18 protein-coding genes are annotated in these 22,253 nt (G+C 72.7%); 7 read left to right on the forward strand and 11 right to left on the reverse strand.

Annotated elements, in window-relative coordinates:
* Nucleotides 1–111: 111 nt before the first annotated feature.
* On the reverse strand, nt 112–2,157 hold the full coding sequence (locus QSJ60_RS00990; protein ID WP_285462203.1) for a M13 family metallopeptidase: 2,046 nt from the start codon (nt 2,155–2,157) through the stop codon (nt 112–114).
* Nucleotides 2,158–2,289: 132 nt separating this feature from the next.
* Between QSJ60_RS00990 and QSJ60_RS00995 the strand changes: the two genes are divergently transcribed.
* Nucleotides 2,290–2,664, forward strand: coding sequence for a YccF domain-containing protein (locus QSJ60_RS00995; protein WP_230768437.1), 375 nt, complete (start codon nt 2,290–2,292; stop codon nt 2,662–2,664).
* Between the two features lie 64 nt (nt 2,665–2,728).
* Complete coding sequence (locus tag QSJ60_RS01000; protein WP_285462204.1) at nt 2,729–4,075, forward strand: MATE family efflux transporter; 1,347 nt, start codon at nt 2,729–2,731, stop codon at nt 4,073–4,075.
* Nucleotides 4,076–4,096: 21 nt separating this feature from the next.
* On the opposite strand, the gene QSJ60_RS01005 is transcribed toward QSJ60_RS01000, so the two are convergent.
* The 3 genes from QSJ60_RS01005 to tdh all read right to left on the reverse strand — a co-directional run bounded on the left by QSJ60_RS01005 (nt 4,097) and on the right by tdh (nt 7,643).
* Entirely contained in the window at nt 4,097–5,167 is a 1,071-nt protein-coding gene (locus QSJ60_RS01005; protein WP_285462205.1) for a LacI family DNA-binding transcriptional regulator, read from the reverse strand.
* A 206-nt stretch (nt 5,168–5,373) separates the two neighbouring features.
* Nucleotides 5,374–6,582: a glycine C-acetyltransferase gene (locus tag QSJ60_RS01010; protein WP_285462206.1), complete on the reverse strand. Its 1,209-nt coding sequence runs from the start codon at nt 6,580–6,582 to the stop codon at nt 5,374–5,376.
* 17 nt (nt 6,583–6,599) lie between these two features.
* Nucleotides 6,600–7,643, reverse strand: coding sequence for an L-threonine 3-dehydrogenase (gene tdh, locus QSJ60_RS01015; protein WP_285462207.1), 1,044 nt, complete (start codon nt 7,641–7,643; stop codon nt 6,600–6,602).
* A gap of 375 nt (nt 7,644–8,018) precedes the next feature.
* Between tdh and QSJ60_RS01020 the strand changes: the two genes are divergently transcribed.
* Complete coding sequence (locus tag QSJ60_RS01020) at nt 8,019–9,305, forward strand: MFS transporter (RefSeq protein ID WP_285462208.1); 1,287 nt, start codon at nt 8,019–8,021, stop codon at nt 9,303–9,305.
* Here QSJ60_RS01020 and QSJ60_RS01025 read toward each other — a convergent pair.
* Nucleotides 9,302–9,949 carry a pyroglutamyl-peptidase I gene (locus QSJ60_RS01025; protein ID WP_285462209.1) on the reverse strand — a complete coding sequence of 216 codons (648 nt, stop codon included), beginning with the start codon at nt 9,947–9,949 and terminating at the stop codon, nt 9,302–9,304. The genes QSJ60_RS01020 and QSJ60_RS01025 overlap by 4 nt on opposite strands.
* Nucleotides 9,950–10,046: 97 nt before the next feature.
* Between QSJ60_RS01025 and QSJ60_RS01030 the strand changes: the two genes are divergently transcribed.
* The 3 genes from QSJ60_RS01030 to QSJ60_RS01040 all read left to right on the forward strand — a co-directional run bounded on the left by QSJ60_RS01030 (nt 10,047) and on the right by QSJ60_RS01040 (nt 12,113).
* A complete protein-coding gene (locus tag QSJ60_RS01030) occupies nt 10,047–10,601 on the forward strand; it encodes a dihydrofolate reductase family protein (RefSeq protein WP_285462210.1) in 555 nt (184 codons plus the stop codon).
* Nucleotides 10,602–10,650: 49 nt separating this feature from the next.
* A complete protein-coding gene (gene nucS, locus QSJ60_RS01035; RefSeq protein ID WP_285462211.1) occupies nt 10,651–11,346 on the forward strand; it encodes an endonuclease NucS in 696 nt (231 codons plus the stop codon).
* A gap of 74 nt (nt 11,347–11,420) precedes the next feature.
* A complete protein-coding gene (locus QSJ60_RS01040) occupies nt 11,421–12,113 on the forward strand; it encodes an HAD hydrolase-like protein (protein WP_229781846.1) in 693 nt (230 codons plus the stop codon).
* A gap of 25 nt (nt 12,114–12,138) precedes the next feature.
* On the opposite strand, the gene QSJ60_RS01045 is transcribed toward QSJ60_RS01040, so the two are convergent.
* The gene (locus QSJ60_RS01045) at nt 12,139–12,627 is read right to left on the reverse strand and encodes a hypothetical protein (protein ID WP_285462212.1); all 489 of its coding nucleotides are present in this window, start codon (nt 12,625–12,627) and stop codon (nt 12,139–12,141) included.
* 383 nt (nt 12,628–13,010) lie between these two features.
* Between QSJ60_RS01045 and QSJ60_RS01050 the strand changes: the two genes are divergently transcribed.
* Nucleotides 13,011–15,776 carry an immune inhibitor A domain-containing protein gene (locus tag QSJ60_RS01050; RefSeq protein WP_285462213.1) on the forward strand — a complete coding sequence of 922 codons (2,766 nt, stop codon included), beginning with the start codon at nt 13,011–13,013 and terminating at the stop codon, nt 15,774–15,776.
* Nucleotides 15,777–15,848: 72 nt separating this feature from the next.
* Here the strand turns inward: QSJ60_RS01050 and QSJ60_RS01055 are convergent, their stop codons facing one another.
* The 5 genes from QSJ60_RS01055 to QSJ60_RS01075 all read right to left on the reverse strand — a co-directional run bounded on the left by QSJ60_RS01055 (nt 15,849) and on the right by QSJ60_RS01075 (nt 22,182).
* Entirely contained in the window at nt 15,849–16,802 is a 954-nt protein-coding gene (locus QSJ60_RS01055; protein WP_285462214.1) for a DUF389 domain-containing protein, read from the reverse strand.
* An 88-nt stretch (nt 16,803–16,890) separates the two neighbouring features.
* Complete coding sequence (locus QSJ60_RS01060; RefSeq protein WP_230768461.1) at nt 16,891–17,541, reverse strand: TetR/AcrR family transcriptional regulator; 651 nt, start codon at nt 17,539–17,541, stop codon at nt 16,891–16,893.
* 63 nt (nt 17,542–17,604) lie between these two features.
* A complete protein-coding gene (locus QSJ60_RS01065) occupies nt 17,605–18,060 on the reverse strand; it encodes a glutathione peroxidase (protein WP_189086755.1) in 456 nt (151 codons plus the stop codon).
* A 121-nt stretch (nt 18,061–18,181) separates the two neighbouring features.
* Complete coding sequence (locus QSJ60_RS01070) at nt 18,182–21,262, reverse strand: helix-turn-helix transcriptional regulator (protein ID WP_285462215.1); 3,081 nt, start codon at nt 21,260–21,262, stop codon at nt 18,182–18,184.
* A 275-nt stretch (nt 21,263–21,537) separates the two neighbouring features.
* Nucleotides 21,538–22,182, reverse strand: a complete 645-nt coding sequence (locus QSJ60_RS01075) for a pyridoxamine 5'-phosphate oxidase family protein (RefSeq protein ID WP_285462216.1) — start codon at nt 22,180–22,182, stop codon at nt 21,538–21,540.
* Nucleotides 22,183–22,253: the final 71 nt, after the last annotated feature.

Consider the following 22,253-nt stretch of genomic DNA (forward strand, 5'->3'; position numbering starts at 1 on the left):
ACTCCTGCTCACGAGCTCGGCGCTCCCCCGCCGCGGGGTGCGGCACGCTCGAGGTCAACGGTATCTGGTGGGGCGGGTTCCGGTCACGGGTTTCCGGGACCGTGGAGCGGACTACCAGATCGTCACCCGCTCGGCCGGGTCGAGCCAGAGGGCGTCGTCGGGGGTCACTCCGAAGCCAGTGTAGAACTCATCGATGTTCCTGACGATCTGGTTGCAGCGGAACTCGTTCGGCGAGTGGGGGTCGATCGCGAGCAGCCGCACCACCTCCGCGTCGCGCGCCTTCATCTGCCAGGCCTGCGCCCACGAGAGGAAGAAGCGCTCGGCGCCGCTCAGCCCGTCGATCACCGGCGGCTCCGCGCCCCCGAGCGAGAGCAGGTACGCCTTCCAGGCGATCGCGAGGCCGCCGAGGTCGCCGATGTTCTCACCGATGGTGAGCGCGCCGTTGACGTGCGGGAGCTCGGAGGCATCCGCGGCATCCGCCTCGCCCGAGGCATCCGCCCCGCCCTCGCCGCCCGCGGCGAGCTGCGCCGGGACGAGCGCGTCGTACTGATCGATGAGCGCCTTCGTGCGCTCCTCGAAGGCGGCGCGGTCGTCGGCCGTCCACCAGTCGGTGAGCCGCCCGTCGCCGTCGTACTTCGAGCCCTGGTCGTCGAAGCCGTGGCCGATCTCGTGCCCGATCACCGCGCCGATCGCGCCGTAGTTGGCGGCCGCGTCGCGCTCCGGCGTGAAGAAGGGGTACTGCAGGATGGCCGCGGGGAACACGATCTCGTTGAAGCCCGGGTTGTAGTACGCATTGATCGTCTGCGGGGTCATGAACCACTCGTCGCGATCGATGGGCTTGCCGATCTTGCCGAGCTCGCGGCGGAACTCGAACTCCGCCGTCGCCCGCACGTTCGCGACGAGGTCGCCGGGCTCGATGCCGAGGCTCGAGTAGTCGCGCCACTTCACGGGGAAGCCGATCTTCGGCGTGAACTTCGCGAGCTTGTCGAGCGCCTTGCGCTTCGTCTCCTCGCCCATCCAGTCGAGGCCGACGATGGACTGGCGGTAGGCCTCGACGAGGTAGCCGACGAGCTCGTCCATCTGCTCCTTCGCGGCGGGCGGGAAGTGCCGCTCCACGTAGATGCGGCCGACGGCCTCGCCCATCGCGCCCTCGACGAGGGAGACGCCGCGCTTCCAGCGCTCGCGGAGCTGCGGCGTGCCGGTGAGGGTGCGGCCGTAGAAGTCGAAGTTCGCCTCGACGAAGTCCTTCGACAGGTAGGGGGATGCCCCGCGCACGACCTGCCACGCGAGCCAGTCGCGCCACGCCGGCACGCGCTCCTCCGTGAGCAGCGCGCCCAGCCCCTCGACGAAGCTCGGCTGGCGGACGACGAGCTCGGCGAAGGCTGCCTCCGGGGCGCCCATCGCGTCGCGCCAGACGGCGAGCCCGGCCGAGGCCGGGTCGGCGCCGGGGAAGGCGAGCGCCGCGGCATCCGCCCAGCTCTTCAGGTTGTAGGTCTTCTCGCTGTCGCGGGAGTCGACGTTGCTCCAGTGCACTGCGGCGATCGCGGTCTCGAGCTCGAACACGCGCGCCGCGCGCTCGGCCGCGTCGTCGAGCTTCGCGAGCCGGAACATGCGCTCGAGGTGCGAACGGTACGCCTCGCGCACCTCGGCGAAGCGCTCCTCGCGGAAGTAGCTCTCGTCGGGCAGGCCGATGCCGCCCTGCTCGACGAAGACGAGGTAGCGCTCGGGGTCGCCGGGGTCGTTGTCGACGAAGAGCTGCGCGAAGCCCGCGACGCCCTGGCGCTCGAGGCGACCGAGGGTCTCGAGGAAGCTCGGCACGTCGCCGATGAGCGACACCTCGACGAGCTGACCGGCGATCGGCGTGGCCCCGAGGAGCTCGGCGTGCTGCTCGTCCATGAAGCTCGCGAAGAGGTCGCCGACCTTGCGCTCCTCGGTGCCGGGATCGGCCCCCTGCGCCTCGACGATGATCTCCCGGACCGCGCGCTCGGCCTCCTCGTGCAGCTCGATGAACGAGCCGAAGCGGGCCTTGTCGGCCGGGATCTCGGTGCGATCGATCCACTTGCCGTTGACGTGTCGGAACAGATCGTCCTGCGGGCGCACGCCCGGGTCGAGTTCGTCGAGCGCGATGCCGGAGCTGAGGGTGCCGTCGTCGGTCATGCGCTCCAGCCTAGGCGGCGAAGCCTGAACGGTGGCCCGCGATTCGCGTGAAAGATGCGACGTGGATCCATGTCGCCGGGGACGGCCACCCGGCAGACTCGTCGCCGGATCCGGTGCGAAGATGGAGGCCCTATGAACACCGTGCTCAACGTCATCTGGCTCGTGCTCTCCGGGTTCTGGCTGTTCCTCGGCTACCTCGTGGCCGGGGTGATCATGTGCGTGCTCATCGTGACGATCCCGTGGGGCATCGCCTCGTTCCGCATCGCGCGGTACGCGCTCTGGCCGTTCGGCCGCGAGGTCGTGCAGAAGCCGACCTCCGGCGCGTGGGCGTTCATCGGCAACGTGATCTGGTTCCTGCTCGCCGGGCTGTGGCTCGCGATCGGGCACGTGCTGTCCGGGGTGGCGCTCTGCATCACGATCATCGGCATCCCGCTCGGGCTCGCCGACTTCAAGATGATCCCGATCTCGCTCGCCCCGCTCGGCAAGGAGATCGTCGATAAGGCGTGAGGTCGCGCGGCCGAGCCGAGGCGGGGCGGGGCCGTCGGCGGCAGGCCGTAGGCTCGACGGGCACATGAGCACCACGCCCCAACGCCGTTCCGTCGACCGCGACATCCTGCGCCTCGCGCTGCCCGCGCTCGGCGCGCTCATCGCCGAGCCCGCGTTCCTGCTCGCCGACACCGCCATGGTCGGCCACCTCGGCGCCACCCCGCTCGCCGGGCTCGGCCTGGCCAGCGCGGTGCTGCAGACGATCATCGGGCTGATGATCTTCCTCGCCTACGCGACGACCCCGGCGGTCGCCCGACGGCTCGGCGCGGGCGACGAGCGCGGCGCGGTGCAGGCGGGCATCGACGGGCTCTGGCTCGCACTCGGGCTCGGCGCGCTGCTCGGGCTCGCCGGCTGGGCCGCGACGCCCGCGCTCGTCGGCGCCTTCGGGGCCGACGAGGCCGTCGCCGAGGCCGCCCGCAGCTATCTCGGCATCTCGATGGCGGGCCTGCCCGCGATGCTGCTCGTCTTCGCCGCGACGGGCCTCCTCCGCGGCCTGCAGGACACCCGCACGCCGCTCTGGGTCGCCGGCATCGGCTTCGCCGCGAACATCGCGCTGAACTTCGTGTTCATCTACCTCGCCGGCTGGGGCATCGCCGGTTCGGCCGTCGGCACCGTCGTCGCGCAGTGGGGCATGGTCGCCGTCTACCTGATCGTCGTCGCCCGGCACGTTCGGCGCGCGGGCGCGGGCTGGCGTCCGCACCGGGCCGGCCTCCTCGGCGGCGCCTCGTCGAGCGGTTGGCTGTTCCTCCGCACGCTGAGCCTGCGGGCGGCGCTGCTGCTCTCGACCTGGTCGGCGACGGCGCTCGGCCCCGACGAGCTCGCGGCCTACCAGGTGGCGATCTCGATCTACTTCACCCTCGGCTTCGCGCTCGACGCTCTCGCGATCGCCGCGCAGGCGCTCGTCGGCCGCGGGCTCGGCGCGGGCGACGTCGCCGAGGTGCGGCTCGTGCTGCGCCGCTGCCTGCAGTGGGGCATCGGCTCGGGCGTCGTCATCGGCGCGCTCGTCGTCTCGACCGCGTGGGTGCTGCCGCAGCTGTTCACCTCCTCGGCCGAGGTCGCCGCGCTGCTGCCGCCCGCGCTCGTCGTGCTCGGCATCTCGGCGCCGCTCGGCGGACTGGTCTTCGTGCTCGACGGCGTGCTCATCGGCGCGGGCGACGCCCGCTACCTCGCCTGGACCGGACTCGTGAACCTCGCGGCCTACGCGCCGCTCGCGCTCGGCGCCGTCTGGTGGGCGGATGCCTCGGGCGCACCCGGTGCCGCCGCGCTCGCGTGGCTCATGGCGGCGTTCGCCCTCGGCTACCTCGCCGCGCGCGCGATCACGCTCTCGCTGCGCGCGCGGGGCAGCCGGTGGATGGTCACCGGGGTGGCGTAGCGCCCGGGCGGACCGGCGCGATCAGCGCGCCGGCGGTGCCGTCGTGTCGCCGATGTGCAGGGTGCTCGTGAACGCGAGCGACGTCGCGGGCTCGCCCGCGAGCAGCCGCACCACCGCCTCGCCGGCCGCGCGCCCCTTGTCGGTCGAGGGCTGGTCGAGCGTCGTCAGGTCGTGCCGCAGGCCGTCGACGCGGATGCCGTCGAAGCCGACGACGCTGAGCTCGCCCGGCACGGTGAGGCCGAGCTCCTCGGCGGCGAGGATCACTCCCGCCGCGAGCAGGTCGCTCTGCGCGATGATCGCCGTCGGACGGCGCTCGGCGGGAAGCACCCGGCCCGAGGCATCCGCCAGCAGCAGGCGCGCGGCGAGGCGGCCGTCCTCGACCGAGCTCGTCGCCGCGGCGACCGCGGGCGCCTCGGGGAACACGTCGCGCGCGCCCTGCAGCCGCTCGATCGTGACCTGCGTCGTCGCCCGCGCCTCGAGGGCCGCGTCGACGGGACCGCTCGTGCGCTCCGCGTCGAAGGCCAGCGTCACGACGGCCACGTCGCGGTGGCCGAGCTCCGCGAGGTGCTCGGCGCCGCGCCGGGTCGCGTCGCGGTTGTCGATGGAGATGTCGGGGACGTCGTCGCCGGTGGGTCCGCCCTCGATCGCCACGGTGGGGATGCCCCGGCGGCGCAGGATCTCGAGCGAGTGCCCGACCCGGGGGCTGCAGCCGATGAGCACGACGGCGTCGACCGGGGCGTCCTCGATGGTGGCGCCCTCGGAGTCGCCGCCGATGAACGGCAGCAGCAGCAGGGCCGCGCCGAGCGGGGCGATGCCGTCGGCGATGCCGTCGAGCGTGCGGATCTTCACCGGGTCGAGGAAGGCGCTGCGCACCCGCTCCTCGAGCACGACGCCGACGATGCCGGAACGGCCGCGGCGCAGCGAGCGCGCCCGCGGGTCGGGTCCGGCGTAGCCGAGCTCGGCGGCCGCGGCGAGCACCCGCTCCTTCGTGGCATCCGACACGGGGCCCGACCCTGAGAAGGCGAGCGACGCGGTCGACGCCGAGACGCCGGCGCGGGCGGCCACGTCGGCGAGGGTCGGTCGGGCGGTCATGCCCCGAGTCTAGGGGCCGGCGCTGCGAGCCGCCCGAATCGATTCGAGCGCCCGCGCCCGGTGCACTCACCCACCCTGTCTCCGCCCGACCCCCGCGAGTTGCACGACAAGAACGCGGGGGCGCCAGCCGAGTTGGCGCTGCGGCGGTTTCGTCGTGCAGCTCGCGGTCGGGCGCGGTCGGGCGCGGTCAGTGCGGGTGCTCGGGCTCAGGCGGCGACGACCTCGTCCCGCGCGGCGGTGAAGGCCTCGACGCAGGCGCGGATCTCGTCCTCGGAGTGCGCGGCGGAGAGCTGCACGCGGATGCGCGCCTCGCCCTTCGGCACCACGGGGTAGGAGAACGCGGTGACGTACACGCCCCGGGCCTGCAGCGCGTCGGCGATGCGGGCGGTGAGGGCCGCGTCGCCGAACATGACGGGAACGATGGGGTGCTCGCCGGGCAGCAGCTCGAAGCCCGCCTCGGTCATCAGCGAACGGAACAGGGCCGCGTTCGCCCGCAGCTGCTCGCGCAGCTCGCCCGACGACGACAGCAACGCGAGCGCCTCGAGCGTGCCCGCGACGATCGCCGGGGCCAGCGTGTTCGAGAAGAGGTAGGGGCGGGCGCGCTGGCGCAGCAGGTCGACGATCTCCTGCCGGGCCGCGACGTAGCCGCCGGAGGCGCCGCCGAGCGCCTTGCCGAAGGTGCCGGTCGTGATGTCGACCCGCCCCTCGACGCCGCACAGCTCGGGGGTGCCGCGGCCGTTCGCGCCGACGAAGCCGACGGCGTGCGAGTCGTCGACGAAGACGAGCGCGCCGTAGCGGTCGGCGAGGTCGCAGATCTCCCGCAGCGGGGCGATGTAGCCGTCCATCGAGAACACGCCGTCGGTGACGATCACCTTCCGGCGGGCGTCGGATGCCTCGACGAGGCGCTGCTCGAGATCGGCGAGGTCGCGGTTCGCGTAGCGGTAGCGGCGAGCCTTGGACAGGCGGATGCCGTCGATGATCGACGCGTGGTTCAGCGCGTCGGAGATGATCGCGTCGTCCGGGCCGAACAGCGTCTCGAAGACGCCGCCGTTCGCGTCGAAGCAGGAGGAGAACAGGATGGTGTCGTCGTAGCCGAGGAACTCGCTCACCCGGGCCTCGAGCTCGAGGTGCTGCGTCTGCGTGCCGCAGATGAAGCGCACGCTCGCCATCCCGTACCCCCACTCGTCGAGGCCGCGGTGCGCGGCCTCCACGATGCGCGGGTCGTCGGCGAGGCCGAGGTAGTTGTTCGCGCAGAAGTTCAGCACCCGCTGCAGCCCGATGCCGTCGGCACCGCCGGAGGCGATGTCCACCTCGGACGACTGCGGTCCGACGATGCCGCGCTCGCGCTTCGTGAGCCCCGCGGCATCGATCTCGTCGAGCTCGGCGCGCAACTGCGCCTTCACGTCTCCGTACATGTGCGTTCCACCCGTTCCTATACTTCGGTCCAGTCGAGGATGACCTTGCCCGCGCCCGCGGACGCGGCGACGTCGAACGCCGCCCGCCACTCGCGCGCGGGGAAACGGTCCGAGATCACGCTCGCGACGGCCTCGCGCAGCGGCTCGCTCGTCTGCAGCATCGCGGACATCGAGTTCCACGTCTCGAACATCTCGCGCCCGTAGATCCCCTTCAGCGTCAGCATGTGCGTCACGACCTTGCCCCAGTCGATCGCGTACGGCTCGGCGGGCAGGCCCAGCATCGCGATCCGGCCGCCGTGGTTCATGTTCTCGAGCAGCTCCGGCAGCGCCTTCGGCGAGCCGCTCATCTCGAAGCCGACGTCGAAGCCCTCGCGCATGCCGAGCCGCTCCTGCGCCTCGCGCACCCGCTCCTTCGACACGTCCACCACGTCGTCGGCGCCCATGCGGCGCGCGAGCTCGAGGCGTGCCGGCGACACATCCGTCGCGACCACGAAGCGCGCCCCCACGTGCCGGGCGACCGCGATCGACATCAGGCCGATCGGCCCGCAGCCGGTGACGAGCACGTCCTCGCCGACCACACCGAAGGCGAGCGCCGTGTGCACCGCATTGCCGAAGGGATCGAAGATCGCACCCAGCTCGGGATCGACCGGGGAATGGTGCACCCACACGTTCTGCCCGGGGATCACGATGTACTCCGCGAACGCGCCGTCGCGGTGCAGGCCCACGCCCTGCGTGCGGATGCACATCTGCCGGCGGCCGGCACGGCAGTTGCGGCACATGCCGCACACCACGTGCCCCTCGCCCGACACCAGATCGCCGACCGAGACGTCGTGCACGAGCGGCCCGACCTCGACGACCTCGCCCGAGAACTCGTGCCCCGGGATCAGCGGCGTCGCGATCGTCGACGCGGCCCAGTCGTCCCACTTCTCGATGTGCAGGTCCGTGCCGCAGATGCCCGTGCGCAGCACCCGGATCTTCACGTCGGCCGGCCCCACCTCGGGCTCCGGCCGATCCACGAACTCGAATCCGGCACCGGGCGCGGCTTTGAACAGGGCCTTCATGTGGAACTCCATCGTGGTTCAGGGCACGGAACCGCTGGGTGCGGCGGTCCGTGCGAGTCGGTCCGGTGGGTGCGCCGGATGCCTCAGCCATCGTATCGACGTGGCGCCAGATGTTTCAGGGGACGCGGTCGGCTGCGCCGGCAGTGCTGATGCCTCGGGGCGCGGCGGAGCCCTTGCACGAGGACGACGCGCTCGCTATCGTGGTCGAATCGATTCGAGTCGAATCGATTCGAGGGGCGCGGCGGGTCGGACTGGACCCCGACCCGCCGTGCTCCCGCCCCTCCGCACCACCACCCCGCACCACCATCCCGCATCGGCCAGACTGGGAGCGGCATCCCGGCCGTTCGGGCCGACGACGACCGCGAGGACGACCGGATGACCCAGCCGACCCACGACGAAGCGCTTGAGATGACCGACACCCCAGATGAGAGCGGAACCTCCGCCCGCACCCCCAAGCGCGGGCGCACGCCCCGCGGCCTCGCGGCCTGGCGCAACGCGGTCTTCGCCATCTTCTTCCTGTCCGGCCTCAGCATGGCCAGCTGGGTCGCCCGCCTGCCCGCGGTGCGCGACTTCACCGAGCTGTCGACGCAGGGCGTCGGCCTCGTCATCCTCGGCATGTCCGTCGGCTCGATCATCGGCCTCGTCGTCGCGCCGATCTTCCTCGCCCGCCTCGGCGCGCGCACCGGTATGATCGCGATGCTGCTGCTCGTCTCCATCGGCCTCGTGCTCATCGGCATCGGCGGCTCGCTCGTGCCGTCCGTGGCCACGATCGTCGTCGGCCTCGCCTTCTTCGGCTTCGGCAACGGCGCGGTCGACGTCATGATGAACGTCGAGGGCGCTGAGGCCGAGCGCGAGATCGGCAAGACGCTGATGCCGCTCATGCACGCCTTCTTCAGCTTCGGCACGGTCGCCGGCGCCGTGCTCGCCGCCGGGGCCGCCGGGCTCGGCCTGCCCGTGCTCGCGCACCTCGGCATCATCGCGGGGCTCATCGCGATCGCCGTCGTCATCGCCGTGCGCTTCGTGCCGCGCCGCGCCGAGCTCGGCGACCCCGAGGAGCACGACGCCCCCAAGCCGCCGTGGCGGGAGCGCCTGCGCGCGAGCCTCTCCGTGTGGGCCGACGCCCGCCTGCTCCTCATCGGCGCGATCATGCTCAGCATGTCCTTCGCCGAGGGCTCCGCGAACGACTGGATCACCCTCGCCGCCGTCGACGGCCACGGCTTCGACGCGACCACCGGCGCCCTCGTCTTCAGCGTCTTCACCGTGTCGATGACGGTCTCCCGCGTGCTCGGAGGCCCGCTGCTCGACCGCTTCGGCCGGGTGCCCGTGCTCCGGGTGCTCTCGGTGACCGCGGTCGTCGGCATCTCGATGTTCATCTTCGGCACCGAGCCGTGGGTCATCGTCGTCGGCACCGCGCTCTGGGCGGTCGGCTGCTCGCTCGGCTTCCCGGTCGGCATGTCCGCCGCGGCCGACGATCCGGTGAACTCCGCCGCCCGGGTGAGCGCGGTCGCGATCATCGGCTACTTCGCGTTCCTCGCGGGGCCGCCGCTCATCGGCTTCCTCGGCGAGCACTTCGGGCTGCTGAACGCGCTGCTCGTCATCCTGGCGCTCACCGCCGTCGCCGGCATCCTCGCCCCCGCGGCACGCGAGCGCTCGCGCAGCTAGCGGGCCGCGACGCCCTCGGCGAGCGAGCGCACGGCCGCCTCGGCGGCGTGGGCGAGCTCGTCGAAGCCGAGCGCGCTGGCGTCGGCCGCGCCGGTCCCCGCCCCGGCCGTGCCGCCGGTCTCCGCGCCGACCGTGGCGACGCCGCGGCTCCGCACGGCCGGCACGTGCAGGAACCCACCCGGCAGCTCGGAGCGCGCGAGCTCGTAGGCGATCCGGTTGCAGACGAAGCCGCCGGCATCGTCGGATGCCTCGGCGCGGACGCCGACCGCACAGATCGCGTCGACCATCGCGTCGACGTCGAAGCGCGCCGCCCGGCGCTCGGGGCCGTCGTCGATCGGCACCCCGAGCGGCTGCGCGCCGTCGTTGTCGGGGATGCGCGCGTCGACCAGGTTCCGCGCGCCGCGCTCGGGGGTGACCGCCGCGCGCCGCCCGGCCTCGCCGAGCGCGAGCACGGCATCGGGGCGGTGCTCGGTCACGAGCTCGCCGAGGCGCGCGGGCGCGCCCGCGAACGACACCGGCAGGATGGCGGTGACGAGCTCGATCGCCGGGTCGCTCCAGCGCTCGCGCAGCCGTGCGACGGTCTCGCCGCTCGCGTTCTCAGAATCCGAGCCGAACGGTTCGAAGCCGGTGACGAGGATGCGCATCGCTCCAGGATTCCATGAGCGGGCGACCGGGCCAGTGCGCAGCACCCCTGGCGGCGCGGGCCCGTTCGGTGCAGCATGTGCGCCAGGAGGTATCACGATGGCCGCACTGCTCTACTCCACGAACTGCTCGCTCGACGGCTACATCACCGACGAGCAGGGCAGCTTCGACTTCAGCGATCCGAGTCCCGACCAGCACCAGTTCATCAACGACCGGATGCGCACCGTCGGCACGCACCTCTACGGCCGCCGGCTCTACGAGGTGATGCGGGTGTGGGAGGACTTCGATCCCGCCGAGCTCGCCCCCGTCGAGGCCGACTTCCAGGAGATCTGGCGGGCGACCGACAAGGTCGTCTACTCGGCGACGCTCGACGAGGTGCCGACCCCGCGCACGACGCTCGAGCGCAGCTTCGACCCCCAGGCGGTGCGGGAGTTTGTCCGTACCGCGGAGGCCGACGTGCTCGTCGGCGGCGCGATGCTCGCGGCCGAGGCGCTGCGCGCGGGAATCGTCGACGAGCTCTCGCTCTACGTCGCGCCCTGCCTGCTCGGCGGCGGCGCGAGGGCGCTGCCCGACGGCGTGCGCCAGCAGCTCCGGCTCGTCGACACCCGGCGCTTCGACAACGGGGTCGTGGTGGTGACGTACCTCCGCGCGTGACCCGGCGCCGAGCCGCGGGTGCGGTGCGCCGGCCGCGTACACTCGAACGGTGCGTCTCGTCATCGCCCGCTGCTCCGTCGACTACGCCGGCCGGCTCTCCGCCCATCTGCCGCTCGCGACCCGCCTGCTCATGGTCAAGGGCGACGGCAGCCTGCTCGTGCACTCCGACGGCGGCAGCTACAAGCCGCTGAACTGGATGAGCCCGCCCTGCACGCTCGCCGAGTCGGAGCCCGACGAGGAGCAGGCCGCCGGCGGCATCACGCAGGTCTGGACGGTGACGCACAAGAAGACCGCCGACCGGCTCATCGTGAAGATCCACGAGGTGCTGCACGACTCGGCGCACGAGCTCGGCGTCGACCCCGGCCTCCAGAAAGACGGCGTCGAGGCGCACCTGCAGCAGCTGCTCGCCGAGCAGATCGAGCGGCTCGGCGACGGCTACACGCTGATCCGCCGCGAGTACATGACCGCGATCGGCCCGGTCGACATCCTCGCCACCGACGAGGCGGGCGCGAGCGTCGCCGTCGAACTCAAGCGCCGCGGCGACATCGACGGCGTCGAGCAGCTCACCCGCTACCTCGAGCTGATGAACCGCGACCCCCGGCTCGCCCCCGTGCGCGGCGTCTTCGCCGCCCAGGAGATCAAGCCGCAGGCGCGCACCCTCGCCGAGGACCGCGGCATCCGCTGCGTCGTGCTCGACTATGACGAGATGCGCGGCGTCGACAGCGGGCACGCCCGGCTGTTCTGACGCTGATCAGGGCACACTCCCGGACCCGAGCGACACTCGGCTTTCGCCGAGGTGCGCGCCCATAGGATGTCACGGTGACCTCTGACACGCTGCTCCCCCCGGCACCCGTCGTCGCCACCCGAACCTGGTCGGCCGTGCTGTTCGACCTCGACGGCACGATCATCGACTCCGCCGGAGACATCACCCGCTCCCTCGCCCACGCCTTCGACACGGTCGGGCTGCCCGTGCCCGACGAGGCGACCCTGCGCGACTACGTCGGCCCGCCGCTGCTCGACAGCCTCCGCCTCTCGGCGGGGCTCGACGACGAGCAGGCCAGGCACGCACTCGGCATCTACCGCGCGCACTACAACCAGCGGGCCATCCGCTCCCCCGTCTTCCCCGGCATTGCCGGGCTGCTCGAGCGGCTGCACGCCGCCGGCATCCCCGTCGCCCTCGCCACCTCGAAGCCCGAGGCCGTCGCCCGCGCCGTGCTCGAGCACGCGGGCCTCAGCGACTACTTCACGACGATCACCGGCGCGAGCGAGGACGAGTCGCGCACCACGAAGGCCGACGTCGTCGCCGAGGCGCTGCGCCGACTCGGCGACGCCGGAGTGGATGCCTCGCACGCGGTCATGGTCGGCGACCGCGGCTACGACATCCTCGGCGCCGCCGCGCACGACGTGCCCACGATCGTCGTCGAGTGGGGCTACGGCTCGCCCGCCGAGGCCGCCGACGCCCTCGCGATCGTGCACTCGAGCGACCAGCTCGGCAAGCTGCTGCTGGGCTGAGCGGGCGGGGGCGCGGGCACCCGCGCTACGACGCCGGCACCACTACGAGCGTGAACTCGAGCTTGTCGCCCGACTCGTCGTTCGTCAGCGTCACCTCGGTGTCGCCCTCGGCGAGCGCGGTGAGCCCCGGGTTGAACTGCGCCGAGCCGTCGTCCTTGCCCGGCACGAACTCGGCGACCTCCGGGTCGGAGAGCTCCGCCGTCCAGGCGAGGAAGTGCTCGTCGTCGCCGACCAGGTCGACGGTGCCGCCGACGGGCACCTCCACCTCGGTGCCGTCAACGGCGCCGAGGTCGACGATCACGGGCGGGAGCGCCGAGGCGCCGCTGCTCGCGGGCGGGCTCGCACTGGGCGACGCCGTGCCGCCGCCCGCGGCGCAGCCGGCGAGCGTCGCGGCGAGCGCGGCGGCGGCGAGCAGCGCCCCGAACCGCCTGGTCAGCTGAGCCCGTCGAAGCCCCTGGTTCGCTGAGCCCGTCGAAGCGAGGCCGTCGAAACGCATCGTTCGCGGTCGAGTCATCCTGATCCCCCCCATCCGGCGCGGCTCCGCGCCACGGCCAGCGTAGCGCGCGACGCAGATCCCGCATCGGCCGCGCGCGAGATCGCAGATCCTCGCGATCATGCCGTCGTCGCGGGCCCGACGGCGGCGATCCGCCACCGGATCGGAATTCCCCTCTTCCCCCGAACGGGGTACACGGTGCATGATGCCGAGTACGCGCGTCTGATCGACGCGTGCCAGTCGCACCGGCGCGACGAACCCACGCGTCGGTGCTCGGAGGGAGAAGCATGTCTGGAAACTCCACTCGCGCGCGGCGCGTGGTGGCGACGACCTCTGTGCTCGCGCTCACGGCCGCCGGGTTGGCGACCCTGAGCATCGCGCCAGCGAATGCGTCGCCATCGCCCGTGTCCGCGCCGGTGATCGGTGACGACGAGTACTACATGAACTACGTCGCACCGCGAGCGGAAGTCGCCTTCGGCGACGACGAAGTGGTCGTCGACGTGAACGGGGCGAAGAACGACACGGCCCGCGGCATGTCCGCGCTCGAACAGGCCAAGGTCGTCGACGAGAAGTACGCGGCCGGCAACCCGGTCGCGGCGCAGGGCCTCGCCAAGCTCGAAGACCAGTCCAACAAGACCGGCAAGAGCCCGAAGGAACTGAAGTGGGACCGCGGCGGCCACGGGCACGGCCACGGTTGGAAGGGCAACAAGCACAAGAAGCCGAACTACAAGCAGGCCGACGAGACGCAGGAGGCGAAGCTCCTCACGATCCTCGTGGAGTTCGACGACACGGTGGTCGACGACTTCAGCGACGTGTACGTGCCGACCGAGTTCGGCGCGACCGAGTGCAAGCCGGGCGCTCCGCAGAGCGGCCCGCTGCACAACAACATCCCGAACCCTGCCGACTACGAGCTCGAGGACAACAACTCGATGTGGGTGCCCGACTTCTCGAGCGAGCACTACAACAAGATGCTGTTCAGCGACAAGGGCATCACGGAGCGCGTCCGCACGGACCTCCGCGGGCCCGACGGCCGCAAGGGCATCGACATCTCCGGCTACACGATGAAGAACATGTACGAGGAGATGTCGCAGGGCGCCTACACCGTCACGGGTGAGGCGACCGCCTGGGTGACGGTGCCGCACTCCGAGGCGTACTACGGCGCGACGGTCTGCCACCAGAACGACGAGGGCGTCTACGAGGCCGGCCCCATGCAGGACATGCAGGGCCACCCGGACAACCCGCTCGGGCCGGGCCAGCTGCCCATCGACGCGGTCGCGGCGCTGTCCGCGGCGCAGCCCGACTTCCCCTGGGCCGACTACGACATCGAGGACCAGGGCGACCGCGACGGCGACGGCGACCTTTTCGAACCCGACGGCGTGATCGACCACGTCGTGCTCGTGCACGCGGGTGAGGACAAGTCGGGCGGCGGCGGCGCCGAGGGCACCTACGCCATCTGGGCGCACTCCTCCGCCGTCGCGGGCGGGGCCCCGATCCCCGGCACCGACCTCAAGCTGTCGAACTACATCGTGCAGCCCGAGGACTCGGGCGTCGGCGTGTTCGCGCACGAGTACGGCCACGACCTCGGCCTGCCCGACCTGTACGACACCTCGAACGCCGGGGACTCCGACGTCGACTTCTGGGACCTGATGAGCTCCGGCTCGCACGCGGGTCCCATCTTCCAGTCGATGCCGACGCACATGGGCCTCTGGGACAAGTACGTGCTCGGCTGGGTCGACCCGGCCGAGATGAACCCCGGTGACGACCCCGACACCTTCAAGGTGGGCCAGAACTCGCGTCCGCTGAAGGGCTCCGCGGACGGCGTGAAGGTCAACCTGCCCGACAAGGTGGTGACCCTCGCGACCCCGCACAGCGGCGAGAACATGTGGTACACCGGCTCCGATCAGGACTGGGCGGACCTCCGCCTCGGCCGCACGATCGACGTCCCCGCGACCGACCCGAAGTTCTGGATGTGGAACGACTTCGTGATCGAGGAGGACTGGGACTTCGGCTTCGTCGAGGTCTCGACCGACGGCGGCACGACGTGGACCGAGCAGAAGGTCTTCGACGAGGCCGGCGCCGAGGTCACCACGCCCGACGGCTACGCCGACCCGAACGGCCGGCTGAGCGACTTCGGGGCGGGCACGCCGAAGAAGTACGGCCTGACCGGCTCGACCGGCGGCTGGCGCCACGACTACGTCGACCTGAGCTCGTACGCCGGGCAGACGGTGCAGCTGCGCCTTCGGCTCGCGACGGACGCCGCCTTCCAGGAGCGCGGATGGTTCGCCGACGACTTCTCGGTCACGAGCGGCGCCGACACCGTCTGGAGCGACGACGTCGAGCAGGGCGACAACGGCTGGACCGCCGAGGTGGCCTCGTTCACCACGACGACCGGCCCCGGCTGGCGGCAGGACACCGGCACTTCGATCAAGGCGCAGTACTACCTCGTCGAGTGGCGGAACATGGACGGCTTCGACCAGGGCCTCAAGTACGCGTACAACAGCGTGTACCAGGAGGGCGCCTGGAAGGTCGAGAAGCTCGCCTACAACGCGCCGGGCATGCTCGTCTGGTACCGGGACACGACGTACGGCGACTCGAACATGATCACGGCCAACGAGGCGGCGCTGCCCAGCTACGGCGCCAAGGGCGGCCTGCTCATCGTCGACAGCCACTTCAATCCGCTGCAGCGGACCGGAGCGGCCGCCGACCTCGACCCGTCGACGCTCAACGTGATGCCCTCGCGGGCGCAGTCCTCGAACGCCGCCTTCGGCGTGCAGAAGACGTACCCCTTCACGGAGTGCATCGTCGATGACGCGTTCGCCGAGTACTGCACGGACATCCCCGCCCTCGACCCGGTGAGCACCTTCACCGACGACCAGGGCTGGGTGCCTGGCTTCGCGCTGCGCGAGTCGGACGGCGCGCTGTTCTACCGCGACCGGGATGCCTCGACCGTGGTGCCCTCGGTGGGCAACGCGCAGTACAGCACCCCGCTGTACGACCTCGAGGGCAACCGCCTGCCCGGCTACGACGGCGTCGACGCCGGGGTCGGGCCGTTCGGCTCGGGCAACCCGGCCGACGACGGCGTGGGCTACGGCACCGTCATCAAGCTGAAGAAGCCGATGAAGGACAACACGACGGCGCTGATCCAGATCACGCCGCCGAAGGCGGACTGACCCGCTGCACCGCGCGGCCCCGCCGCGCTGCCGGGCGCCGGCTCTCCTCGTGAGGGCCGGCGCTCGGCCGTGTCAGCCCCGGCTGCCGATCCGCTCGCCCCGGCGCACCCCGCTGCGCACCACCCGGATCTGCACGAACAGGGTCACGACGCCGCCGGTGACGATCGCGGCGAGGTTCACGACGAGCTGCAGCAGCGAGGTGCCGAGCGTGTGCCACTCGCCCGCCGCGAGCGCGAGCGCCGCCGCCCCGGCCGCCGGCACCGTCGTGACCGAGATGAGCACACCGATGAGCGCCCCGGACTTCGCGGAGGTGAGCGACAGCACCCCGGCGATGCCCGCGAGGAAGCCGACGATGTAGCTCAGCACGTTCGGCGTCCAGATGAACTCGGTGGCCGGATGCGAGGACGCGAAGGGGTCCGCCGGGAACACGCCCCAGCTCACCATCACGAGGCTGAACAGCATCGCGACGACGATGGCCGAGGCGTAGCCGAGGAGGATGGCCACCGCCGACCGCCCGACGACGCGCCACCTGCGCCGGACGATCCCGACGGCCATCGCGGCGAGGGGGCCGAAGTCCGGCCCGACGACCATCGCCCCGACGATGAGGATCGGCTGGTCGCTGACGACGCCGACCGCCGCGATCATCGTCGCGACGGCCATGAAGACGAGGAAGGTCGCGGTGAGCCGCACCTCGTCGCCCGCGCGGGCCTCGACCTCCTGCCAGACGACGGCGTCGTCCTCGCCGCCGAAGACGCTCGCCGCGCTGCGCTTGGCGCTCGGCGAGAGCGTGAGCTCGACCGTCTCGATCGCGATCGAGCCCGAGCGGTCGAGGCCGGCGGCGTGCAGCTCGCCGAGGAGCTCGCTCGCCGCGATCCGGTCGACGTCGCAGAGCACGACATCGCCCGCGGGATCGGCCGCGGCGCCGGGCAGCCGAATGACGTTCGAGACGTGGTCGCGGTGCGCGCCGAGCACGCGGTCCACGGCGGTCCCGAGCCCGCTCGGCACGATCATCCGGAAGTGCAGCATGCGCTCAGTGTCGCGCCGGAGCGCCGAGCGGCGGGCGAGGCGCGCGCGGCGTTCTCGCCGCCCGGCCCCGCGCGACCGGTTGGACCGGTTACGCCGAGGCGAGCAGGCCGTCGATGAGGCGGTCGAGGGTCCAGCGCCGGGATGCCTCGTCGGCCTCGCCCGTGTCGAGCCCGAGATGGGCGGATGCCTCGAGCCGGGGGTGGCGGCTCGGCTCCTTCCAGAGGGTCTGCGGGGCCGGCGTCGGCTCCGGGCTCGCCGCGGCCGCGGCATCCAGCGCCGCAGCACCGATGACCTGCGCCCGCACCGCGTGCCCGGCGCGCGCCGCCTCGTCGGCGCCCAGGCCCGCCTCGGCGAATGCGGCGATGAGCGCCTCGGCGATGTCCCGCGACCGTTCGCCGTCGAGCGGGCCGCTCGTGAGCAGGGCGATCGAGCCGGCGTGGCCGGCGATGCGGGCGCGCAGCGCGGCGGCGACCGCGTGGATCCGCTCGCGCCAGGCCGGCTCGGCACTGGGCTCGGGCGCGGTGTCGGCCTCGGCGACGCCGGCGAGCAGCTGCTCGATCATCGCGGCCTGCAGCGCACCCTTGGAGGGGAAGTACGTGTAGAGCGCCGTCGGGGTGAGCCCGAGCGCGGCCGCCACCGCGCGCACGGAGACGGCGGCGAAGCCCTTCTCCTCGAGGATCTCGAACGCGGCGTCGACGATGTCGGCCTGGCTGATGCTGCGCCGGGGTCCGGGTTTCATGCGGGTGGGGCTCCTTGGTGCTCGACCCACCACGCTACCGGTTGAGGAGGCCACGCTCCCGGCTCAGGAGGCGGCGAGAGACGCCTCGATCGCCTCGACCACCTCGGGCGCGTCGGGCTCCGTCGTCGGCCGGAAGCGCGTGACCTCGCGAGCGGGCGAGACGAGGAACTTCTCGAAGTTCCAGGTGACGCGGCCGGCCTTGCCCGAGGCATCCGGCGTCTGCTTCAGCTCCTGGTAGAGCGGGTGGGCGTTGCGGCCGTTGACCCGCACCCGGTCGAGCACCGGGAAGGAGATGCCGTACGTCGTCGAGCAGAACTCGCTGATCGCCTCGTTGCTGCCCAGCTCCTGCAGGAACTGGTTGCTCGGGAAGCCGAGCACCGTGAAGCCGCGGTCCGCGTAGCGCCGCTGCAGCTCCTCGAGCTTCGCGTACTGCGGGGTGAGGCCGCAGCGCGAGGCCACGTTCACCACGAGCACCGTCTGGCCCGCGTAGTCCGCGAGCGAGCGCTGCTCGCCGTCCATGGTGGAGAAGGGGATGTCGTCCAGAGCGGTCACGTCGTACCTCCTCGCTCAGCCTACGCCCGCCCGAACGGCGAACGGCCAGGGGTCGGCAGACTCCCAGCCGTGCCGGAGAACGGTGGCGCTACGCCGGCGGCGTCGCCGCCAGCCCGGCCCGGTAGACCGCCTCGGTGCGGGTGGCCGCGCCGAGCTTGCGCAGGATGGCGGAGACGTGCACGCTCGCCGTCTTGCCGCTGATGAACAGCCGCTCGCCGATCTGCCGGTTGCTGAGCCCCTCGGCGATGAGCGCGAGCACCTGGCGCTCGCGGGCGGTCAGCTCGGCCGTGGCATCCGCGACGGCGTCGACCGCGTCGGTGACCCCGATCGCGCGACCCGCCCCGGCCCCCTCGAGCACGAGCCCCGCGGCGCTCGCGACACGCACCACCGAGGCGAGCACCGCGCCGATGCCGTACCGCTCGGCCTCGTCGTGCGCGAGCTGCAGCGTCGCCTTCGCCGCCTGCCTCGCTCCCGCCTCGAGCTCGGCCTCGCCGAGCCGGAGCCGGGCGTAGGGCCGGAGCAGCCGCAGCGCCCGCGGGTCGTCGACCGCGTCGACGGCCCGGCGCCACGCCTCGACGGCGCGCTCGTGGTCTGCCTCGAGCTCCGCATCGATCAGGGCGAGCCAGAGCGAGTGCATCGGCCAGTGCGCGAAGCGCTCGAGCAGCGCCCGCAAGCGGGGCTCGGCCGCATCGGCGGTGGCGAGCAGCTCGGCCTGCTCGGCGTTCGCGGCGGCGTGCCCGGAACGTGCGGCGGCGATCGTGCGCGCGAGCGCCCAGGCGTAGGGCAGTCCGTAGCCGGCGATGGCCCCCTCGTGCTCGTCGAGCAGCGGCGCGGCCTCGCGCCACGCGGTCACGACGTCGCCGTGGGCGAGCGCGATCTCGGTCGCCACGCGACCCACGCTCTGCCGGGTCTGCAGCTCGACCTCGCCGACGGCGTTCATCGCGGCGCGGTTCGTGCGCAGCACGTGGTCGGCGCTCGCGAGGTCGCCGCGCCAGAGCTCGGCCCAGGCCTCGGCGCGCCACAGGTAGATCTTGAACGGCTCGGGCGGATCGAGCGCCAGCGCCCGCTCGATGAGCTCGAGCCCGCGCTGCCAGCGACCGAGCGCGAACAGCGGATCGACGGCGTTGGAGGCGAGGATGACCCCGCTGCTGCGTTCGAGCCCGGTCGCCCGGGCCCGGCCGAGCCCCTCTTCGGCCAGCTCGATCGCGAGCTCGTAGTCGCCGAGCAGGTTGTAGAGGTCGGAGGCGTTGACCCAGTAGCGGAGGAGCGCGGAACCGTCGCCCTCGGCGAGCTGCTTCGCCCGTTCGAGCTGCTCGGCCGCGCCGAGCGGGTCTTCGAGGTGGGCGCGGCTGACCGCGGCGATGTTCAACGCGACGGATGCGAGCCGCGGGGCGTGGATCGTCTCGGCGAGCTCGAGCGCGCTCTGCGCCATCTCGGCCGCCTCGGGCAGCCGCCCGTCGATCATGTAGCGGCCGGCGAGCGAGGTGCGTACGGAGGCGCGCAGCTCGGCCGGGCCGTCGGGCCCGAGCACATCGAGCGCCTCGAGCAGCAGCGGGATCGAGCCCGGTCGGCCGTCGCTGCCGAGCGTGAGCGCCCGGTCGCGCAGCAGCCTCGGATAGTTCGGGTCGTCGCGCGGGCACTCGGCGAGCGCCGCCTTGAGCACGGCGAGGCTGCGGTCGTTCTCGCCCGCATTGCGGAGGTGGGATGCGGTGCGCCCCATCAGCTCGGTGCGGCTCATGCCCGCAATCTTCGCCGCGCCGCCGCCGGCGGACCCGCCATCCGCGCCATCCCCGTCATCTGTGCCGCCGGTGCCGCCGGCCGACCCACCGGCCGTGGCCCCGTCTACCACGTCCCACAGGGCGAGCGCCCGCTCGCCGAGCTGCGCCGCGGAGGCGAAGGCGGAGGCCGCCCTGGCCTCGCGCATGGCCTGCACCGTGGCGGGGAACGCCCGCATCGCATCGTTCGCGCCGAGCCAGTGGTAGGAGATCTCGGCCGCGAGCCGACGGCTGCCCGCCGCCGCGAGCGCCTCGTACGCCTCCGCGTAGCGGGCGTGGAACCTGGCCCGCTCGCCCGGCAGGATGTCGGCGAGGATCGCCTCGCGCACGAGGGCGTGCCGGAAGCCGTACTCCTCGCCGTCGACGACGAGCACGCCGCCGAGCACCGCCTCGCGCGCGGCCTCGTCGAGCTCGTCGTCGCCGCCGCGGAAGACGCGGGTGAGCAGCGGGTGCGCGACCCGCACCCCGCCGGTCGCGATGAGCCGGAGCAGCTGCTGCGCTTCGTCGCTCAGCCGTTCGTAGCGGGCGAGCAGCAGGTCGCGCAGCGTGTCGGGCAGCTGCCCCTCGTCGCTGCAGCCGTCGAGCCCGACGACCTCTTCGACGAAGAACGGCACGCCGTCGCTGCGGCGGAAGAGGGTGTCGAGCAGCGCCTCGTCGGGCGAGCTGCCGGCCAGGGAGGCGGCGAGCTCGCGCACTTCGTCGCGCGACAGCCGGGACAGCTCGCGACGGTCGACCCAGCGGTCGCGCTCGAGTTCGGCGAGGAAGGGCCGCAGTGGATGCCCGCGCGTGACGTCTTCGCTGCGGTAGCTGAGCAGCAGCATCACCCGGCTGGCGGTGAGCGCGCGCACCAGGAAACGCAGCAGGCCGAGGCTCGCCGGGTCGATCCAGTGCAGGTCTTCGACCACGAGCACGAGCGGCCGCTCGCGGGACACTGTCTCGAGGAGCACCGCGACGGCCTCGTGCAGCTGGCCGCTCGCCCCGGGGCCGCCGGCCACGGCCGGCACCGGCTCGCCCGCCGCGCCGGACTCGGCCAGCTCGGGCAGGAGCGCGACGAACGCCGCGCGCCCCGGGCCGACGGTGTCGAGGGCGCGCTCGGCTCCGATCTCGGAGACGAGGCTGCGCAGCGCCGCCTTGATGGGCGCGTAGGGCGCGGCCACGGTGCCGAGGTCGACGCACTGGCCGACGACGACCCGGGCGATGCCGCTCGGGCCGGGCGACGCGCCGTTCGCGCCAACGCGGGCCGCGAACTCGCGGATGAGCCGGCTCTTGCCGATGCCCGCCTCGCCCCCGACCACGACCGTGCGGGGCATGCCGGCCTCGGCCTCGCCGAGCAGCCCGTCGAGCCAGGCGAGCTCGGCGTCGCGGCCGATCATGGCGCTGGCGGAGGTGGTCACCTCTTCATGCTGCCACGCACCACCGACGGCGCGTCCCGGCTCCGCCGTCAGCGGATCGGCGATCGTCACGCAGTGCGACCGGCGGCGCGCTCCTCGGCGGCGCGGCGCAGTTCGAGCACCAGCTCGGCGCGTCGCAGATCGGCGGCGTAGGTGCTCGTGGCGAGCACGGCGTCTGCGAATTCCATGGTCTTCTCCCCTGTTCGGTACTCCGAGCCTCGCGACTGAGGTACCGACGGGGCATCCGGCGATCGCCCTATTCCTGCGGCCGGGGCACCTCAGACGCCCGTGAGGCGGCGCACCGACTCGGGGAGCGGAGTGCCCGCCGGGGTGAGCGGCGAGGGCTCGGGCTCGCCCCAGGCGCGGCCGAGCGGCACGACGCCGGCCCAGGCGGAGTGGTCCTCGCCGTCGTCGGGGGTCTCGCCGACGCCGGCCGCGCGGGCCTTCATCACGAACTCCGCGATGGGCAGCCGCAGCGCCCGCGTCGCCGCGTACTCCTTCTTGGTGGTGTCGCGCACCTCGGCCGGGCGGCCGGGCATGAGGTGGGCCGAGAGCGCCACGAGCGCGTCGTGCTCCTCGGCCGCGGGCACCTCCTCGAGTACGCCGTAGACGACGGCGCTGCGGTAGTTCATGGAGCTGTCGAAGAGCGAGCGGGCGTAGACGAGCCCGTCGAGCGAGGTGACCGCGAAGGCGACGGTCGCGCGCTCGGCCGCCGCGCGCAGTGCGAAGCCGCCGCCGGTGGAGCCGTGCAGCAGCAGCTCGTCCCCGACCCGGGCATAGGCCATCGGGATCACGAGGGGCTGGCCGTCGGCGACGACCGCGAGGTGGCCGACGAGCTCCTGGTCGAGCAGGGCGTCGAGCTCGGCGCGCTCGTGGCGCTGGCGCTCGGGCAGACGGCGGACACGGCGGGGGGAGGAAGTCATGCACGCAGTCTCGCTCGCACACTGGTACCGTTTGCAGTCCAGTTCAGAGACTTTCACACAGACCAGTTGGG

Source organism: Agromyces sp. NBRC 114283, from assembly GCF_030268405.1.
GTDB classification, from domain to species: Bacteria; Actinomycetota; Actinomycetes; order Actinomycetales; family Microbacteriaceae; genus Agromyces; species Agromyces mediolanus.

Excerpts from the sequence above, each read along its gene's own strand:
- QSJ60_RS00990 (WP_285462203.1), bottom strand. The coding sequence starts at position 2,157 with ATGACCGACGACGGCACCCTCAGCTCCGGCATCGCGCTCGACGAACTC.
- QSJ60_RS00995 (WP_230768437.1), top strand. The coding sequence starts at position 2,290 with ATGAACACCGTGCTCAACGTCATCTGGCTCGTGCTCTCCGGGTTCTGG.
- QSJ60_RS01000 (WP_285462204.1), top strand. The coding sequence starts at position 2,729 with ATGAGCACCACGCCCCAACGCCGTTCCGTCGACCGCGACATCCTGCGC.
- QSJ60_RS01005 (WP_285462205.1), bottom strand. The coding sequence starts at position 5,167 with ATGACCGCCCGACCGACCCTCGCCGACGTGGCCGCCCGCGCCGGCGTC.
- QSJ60_RS01010 (WP_285462206.1), bottom strand. The coding sequence starts at position 6,582 with ATGTACGGAGACGTGAAGGCGCAGTTGCGCGCCGAGCTCGACGAGATC.
- tdh (WP_285462207.1), bottom strand. The coding sequence starts at position 7,643 with ATGAAGGCCCTGTTCAAAGCCGCGCCCGGTGCCGGATTCGAGTTCGTG.
- QSJ60_RS01020 (WP_285462208.1), top strand. The coding sequence starts at position 8,019 with ATGACCCAGCCGACCCACGACGAAGCGCTTGAGATGACCGACACCCCA.
- QSJ60_RS01025 (WP_285462209.1), bottom strand. The coding sequence starts at position 9,949 with ATGCGCATCCTCGTCACCGGCTTCGAACCGTTCGGCTCGGATTCTGAG.
- QSJ60_RS01030 (WP_285462210.1), top strand. The coding sequence starts at position 10,047 with ATGGCCGCACTGCTCTACTCCACGAACTGCTCGCTCGACGGCTACATC.
- QSJ60_RS01045 (WP_285462212.1), bottom strand. The coding sequence starts at position 12,627 with ATGACTCGACCGCGAACGATGCGTTTCGACGGCCTCGCTTCGACGGGC.
- QSJ60_RS01055 (WP_285462214.1), bottom strand. The coding sequence starts at position 16,802 with ATGCTGCACTTCCGGATGATCGTGCCGAGCGGGCTCGGGACCGCCGTG.
- QSJ60_RS01060 (WP_230768461.1), bottom strand. The coding sequence starts at position 17,541 with ATGAAACCCGGACCCCGGCGCAGCATCAGCCAGGCCGACATCGTCGAC.
- QSJ60_RS01065 (WP_189086755.1), bottom strand. The coding sequence starts at position 18,060 with ATGGACGGCGAGCAGCGCTCGCTCGCGGACTACGCGGGCCAGACGGTG.
- QSJ60_RS01075 (WP_285462216.1), bottom strand. The coding sequence starts at position 22,182 with ATGACTTCCTCCCCCCGCCGTGTCCGCCGTCTGCCCGAGCGCCAGCGC.